This window comes from Leptolyngbya sp. FACHB-711 (assembly GCF_014695615.1).
Taxonomy (GTDB): domain Bacteria; phylum Cyanobacteriota; class Cyanobacteriia; order Elainellales; family Elainellaceae; genus Leptolyngbya_A.
Window position 1 is genome coordinate 1 of sequence record NZ_JACJOR010000596.1, and the last position, 4,471, is coordinate 4,471.

A 4,471-nucleotide genomic window follows, 5' to 3' on the forward strand; every position below is an offset into this window, starting at 1 on the left:
ACCGCAATTCGATTGTCCATAAAACACCAAAGTTCTTTTTTTAACCGATAGTCGAGTTCTTTTGCCCATTTGCGCTTGAGAAACTCCACGATCGCCGCTCGGCCATGAATAAACTCCGCTCGATTTCGCCATTCAGAATCTTCGGTGTATGCCAAAGCAACTCGTTCAGGATTGCGCGTGTTCCAGGCATCTTCAGCGGCTTGCACTTTTGCCTTTGCAGTTTCCAGCGTGAATGGAGGCAGGGGAGGACGATGAGTTGAATCAGACATAGTTAAATTTTTCCCAGCAGTTGAAATGAATAGAATACAACGAAGGAGAACGCTGACGTAGTGAAGATCAGAAATATTGGTAAGGTTTCGCGTCAATGGCTTTACGAAATTGACATTGATACATTAGATGATTTACAGAAGTGTGGCGCAATAACTGCATTTCAGTTGATTCGTGAAAATCATCCGCTTGTTTCGCTCAACCTGCTTTGGGCATTAAAAGGGGTAATTCTGAATATCGATTGGCGAGACATTCCAGAGAAACGCAAGCAGGAACTACGACAGCAGCTTCACGAGACATAACTCGCTAAACATAAAGTAGCATTCGGGAGCGATGCAGGATCACTGCCACTGTTCAAATAACCGTTTATGGAGCCGTTTGTCTAAACGGTTACTCCAGGCGGTTGCTCCAAGCTAATGTTCTAGCTCATGTTCTAACTTACGTTCTAGCTCATGTTCTAACTTACGTTCTAGCTCTTGTTCCAACTCAGCAATTCGATCGCGCAAAGGAGCTATCATTGCTTCGACTTCAGTTTCTGAATAACGGATGGGAATGTGCTGCGGACAGTTTTCGCTGATGGCTTCTACATGAAAGAGAATCGATCGCTCAATTACCGCAGGATAACCGGGAACGCGCAGTCGTTCAGTCCATTCTGATTCTCCTTCGATAAATTCGGCTCTGCCCCAAATCTTGATGCGTTTACGATGACGGTAATCCATCAAAAACAAAAACGCTTTGTCGTTCCCCGATAAATTCCCGATCGTGATGTACTGCACATTGCCCGAAAAGTCAGCAAAGCCCAGCGTTTTCTCATCCAGCACTTTTAGAAATCCTGGTGAACCGCCGCGAAACTGGATATAAGGATAGCCGTTAGAGCTGACCGTTCCGAAATAAAAGCCATCGAGCTGTGCAATAAAATCTGCAACTTTTGGAGCGATCGCATCGTTTGCAGGACCATTCGCAATGTATTTTTCGTAGGTTTGACGCGAGCCGCGTTCTGCTTGTGCCGCTTTCACTTCGGGCGTAAAGGCAATTTCGCCAAACTTGCGGGACATGATGTTCTCCTAAGCGGTAACGGGTTCCGAAATGCCAGTCATGCCAACAAAACCGGGAAGATGTTTAATGCGATCGATCCAGGCGAGCACATTGGGGTAAGGCGTAAGATCAATCTTGCCGTCTGGTGCGAGCGCGACATAGGGAAACACAGCGACATCGGCGATCGTAGGATGTCCCAATTCCAGCCAGTTTTGTTCTGCTAAACGATCGTTTAGCTGCGTCAGAATAAATTCTGATTTTTGAGTTGCCCGTTCCAGATTGATGCTGGTGGCTTTGAACAAGTGATAGAGACGAGCCGATTCTGGACCCTGACGCACTTCTCCGGCAGTGGTGGAAAGCCAGCGCATCACGCGACTCATCCCCTCTGGATCTAATGGCAACCAGGATTCGCCGCCATACTGTCGAGCCAGATACACCAAAATTGCTTGAGCATCTGCCAGCACCGCTTCTCTATCCACCAGAACTGGAACCTGTCCAAACGGATTGAGTGCCAGGAATTCGGGCTGTTTGTGTGTGCCTTTTAGCAAATCGACTTTAATCCAAACAGACTCTAAACCCAGCAGCGACAGCATCAATTTAACTTTGTAGCTGTTGCCAGACAGTTCGTGACCGTAAAGCTGAATCATGATGGTTTGCCTAATTGATTCTTTCCAAAAACTATACAGTTGAACTGTACCGTTCGTTCGGTATAACTAACTGTACCGTTCGTTCGGTATAATGTCAATCAGCCAACGCCAACCTTTCACGCCAACCCTTCAATGTCCAAAAAAACCAATGCCGAAAGAAACCTACATTCCATCCCTGTTATGTCTGTTTCGGCAACACGGCTACGACGGCGCAACGCTAGCCAAAATCTCTGCAGCAACCGGATTGGGGAAAGCCAGCCTTTACCACCACTTCCCTGGCGGCAAAGATGAAATGGTTGAAGCGGTGCTGGATTACCTGGAACGCTGGATAGATCAAAACATTGTGCAAAAGCTTAAAACCCCAGGCGATCCGCTAGCTCAACTACAGCAGATGTGCGATCGCCTGAGTGAAGTGTACGACGGAGGAAAACAGCCCTGCCTCTCAGCCATTCTCTTATTAGGTTCTGCCCGTGATGTGTTTCACAATCGCGTCCAAGCCCTCTATCAAATTTGGATCGATGCGATCGCCAATGTCCTTACCGCAGCGGGAATGAATAAAAGCCTGGCTCACCAGCAAGGAGAGAATGCAGTGATCGCTATTCAAGGAGCATTGATTTTATCTCAAGCATTAAACAATTCAGCTCCGTTTCAGCGAGTGATGCAGCAATTGCCCAAGGAGCTTTGTAGAAATGGATAAATTTCCGTTTAAAGCTTTGCTTAGAATCTTAGTCGCCGATCGATAGCAAAACAGCTTGAACAGAGGTTTTCATAATAGGCAATAGATACAACCGACACCATACCAAAATCATTTACCCCTTTGGTAGGAATCGTTCTCTATCTTAAGATAGAAGCGGTTTTTGATTAACTAAATCTCGTTCTGATGTTGTTCAACCTTAGGCTGCTTTTTCCTATTCTCTATCCCTAGAGCGCTGGCATAAACTATTTTTTTCAACAGTTGTTGAATAAATAACCTTGCAGTGTTAAGAATTTGTTCCTATAGATAGAGGAATTATGGTACTAGCCATAACTTAAGGTTGAGGTGAAAAGACGATCGGCTTTCGAAGATAAAGCAATTCACACTCCTCACACTTACTATTCATCATGGTGAGCAAAAAGGTGAGTAGAAAAGTGAACAGAGCCCACATCTTACGAAACCTCTTTTTCCAATTCAAAGGAGCGTCTATGGGAGCACGATATTTCGCTTTATTAGCGGCATCGTTTACGTTCTGGTTGGAATTCTCGGCTTCATTCCTGGTATGGTTGCAACTCCCGGTGCTGCTCCTCAACTGGCTGTTAATGCAGGCTATGGCTATCTGATGGGTCTCTTTCCAATCAACGTTTTGCATAACATTGTGCATTTAGCAGTTGGGTTTTGGGACTACTTTCCTACCGCCGATATAGCAGTGCAAGAACTTACTGCCGGGGATTGGCGATTTTCTATGGATTGCTCACGATCATAGGCTTCCTCCCCGTACTGAATACAACGTTTGGGTTAATTCCCATCTTTGGTCATGATATCTGGCTGCACGCTGTAACTGCCCTCATTGCTGCTTATTTCGGCTTTACTAGAACTCGCAGCGCATCAGGGTTGCGGGATGATGGGCGGCTTTCAATGTGAGGAAGAATGGGCGATCGTTAAATTCGTTAAATTCGTGTTTCAGTGTATCGATTCACGACCTGATTAGACGTTGTTTCAGAACCGCGTAGTAAGCTGTACACTCAAACAGGAGGATGAAAATAGACACAAGAATTATAATCTTGCTAGTAGAGTAATTGAATTGGTTATGCCTCACGTTCTACTTGTTGATGATGAAGCACCGCTGCGCGATAGCTTGACTTATGCCTTGCAGAAAGAGGGGTACGAAGTCACAACCGCATCAGATGGTGCTTCTGCATTAAAACTATTTCATAAGCAGGTTCCCGATGTAATTTTGCTGGACTTAATGCTGCCGGAGGTGAGCGGCATGGAAGTGTGCTGGCGAATTCGGGCTTTTTCCAATGTTCCGATCGTCATGCTGACTGCAAAAGATCAAGATATCGATAAAGCGTGGGGACTTAATGCTGGAGCAGACGACTACATTACAAAACCCTTTAATACTGGTGAACTATTAGCGCGGATCAAAGCAGTTTTGCGACCGCAATCGGCAGGAGAGGACCTACGATAGGTAGATTAGCAACAATGCAGCTTAAACTGTTCCGCTCAATCAAATGGAATTCTCTACACACAAAGCTGCTAGTGACCTATTGGCTGCTTACTGGGTTAGGAACTTCATTAATGGCTGGTTTCCTACTGCAATCGCTCTCCACCTATTTCATAGAGATGCGGCAGACCGATTTAGGAAATTGGGCAACAGCGATCGGTGAAAGTGTGGCAGACGAGCTGGAACAGCAGAATCTTCAGCGCGTTCAGCAGCTTATGCAACTCCATGGTCAAGCCGAAACAGTAATAGTGCGTGTCTTTGATTCTCAGGGTCAACTTCTTGCCTCTTCTACTACCGAAGACCGTCGTATTATAAATTGGC

6 protein-coding genes and 2 pseudogenes are annotated in these 4,471 nt (G+C 45.8%); 5 read left to right on the top strand and 3 right to left on the bottom strand.

Features of this window, described 5'->3' with window-relative positions:
* Positions 1-269, bottom strand: a 269-nt coding sequence (locus tag H6F80_RS28840; RefSeq protein ID WP_190794951.1) for a DUF1348 family protein, incomplete at its 3' end; no start/stop codon positions are given.
* 60 nt (positions 270-329) lie between these two features.
* Here H6F80_RS28840 and H6F80_RS28845 point away from each other — a divergent pair.
* A complete protein-coding gene (locus H6F80_RS28845; protein ID WP_190794952.1) occupies positions 330-569 on the top strand; it encodes a TfoX/Sxy family DNA transformation protein in 240 nt (79 codons plus the stop codon).
* Between the two features lie 111 nt (positions 570-680).
* Here the strand turns inward: H6F80_RS28845 and H6F80_RS28850 are convergent, their stop codons facing one another.
* Together H6F80_RS28850 and H6F80_RS28855 are read right to left on the bottom strand one after the other, a co-directional pair.
* The gene (locus H6F80_RS28850; protein WP_190794953.1) at positions 681-1,322 is read right to left on the bottom strand and encodes a pyridoxamine 5'-phosphate oxidase family protein; all 642 of its coding nucleotides are present in this window, start codon (positions 1,320-1,322) and stop codon (positions 681-683) included.
* Positions 1,323-1,331: 9 nt separating this feature from the next.
* Positions 1,332-1,949, bottom strand: a complete 618-nt coding sequence (locus H6F80_RS28855) for a glutathione S-transferase family protein (protein ID WP_190794954.1) — start codon at positions 1,947-1,949, stop codon at positions 1,332-1,334.
* Positions 1,950-2,097: 148 nt separating this feature from the next.
* Here H6F80_RS28855 and H6F80_RS28860 point away from each other — a divergent pair, with 148 nt between their 5' ends.
* From H6F80_RS28860 to H6F80_RS28875, 4 genes and pseudogenes are all read left to right on the top strand, one after another.
* On the top strand, positions 2,098-2,646 hold the full coding sequence (locus H6F80_RS28860; protein ID WP_190794955.1) for a TetR/AcrR family transcriptional regulator: 549 nt from the start codon (positions 2,098-2,100) through the stop codon (positions 2,644-2,646).
* Positions 2,647-3,205: 559 nt separating this feature from the next.
* Positions 3,206-3,567: pseudogene (locus H6F80_RS28865) on the top strand (DUF4383 domain-containing protein).
* A gap of 166 nt (positions 3,568-3,733) precedes the next feature.
* Positions 3,734-4,114, top strand: a complete 381-nt coding sequence (locus H6F80_RS28870; protein WP_190794956.1) for a response regulator transcription factor — start codon at positions 3,734-3,736, stop codon at positions 4,112-4,114.
* A gap of 110 nt (positions 4,115-4,224) precedes the next feature.
* Positions 4,225-4,471: pseudogene (locus H6F80_RS28875) on the top strand (two-component sensor histidine kinase); the annotation flags it as partial.

Bases quoted from the DNA above. Each gene is read 5' to 3' on its own strand.
- H6F80_RS28850 (WP_190794953.1), bottom strand. From the start codon at position 1,322: ATGTCCCGCAAGTTTGGCGAAATTGCCTTTACGCCCGAAGTGAAAGCG.
- H6F80_RS28855 (WP_190794954.1), bottom strand. From the start codon at position 1,949: ATGATTCAGCTTTACGGTCACGAACTGTCTGGCAACAGCTACAAAGTT.
- H6F80_RS28860 (WP_190794955.1), top strand. From the start codon at position 2,098: ATGCCGAAAGAAACCTACATTCCATCCCTGTTATGTCTGTTTCGGCAA.
- H6F80_RS28870 (WP_190794956.1), top strand. From the start codon at position 3,734: ATGCCTCACGTTCTACTTGTTGATGATGAAGCACCGCTGCGCGATAGC.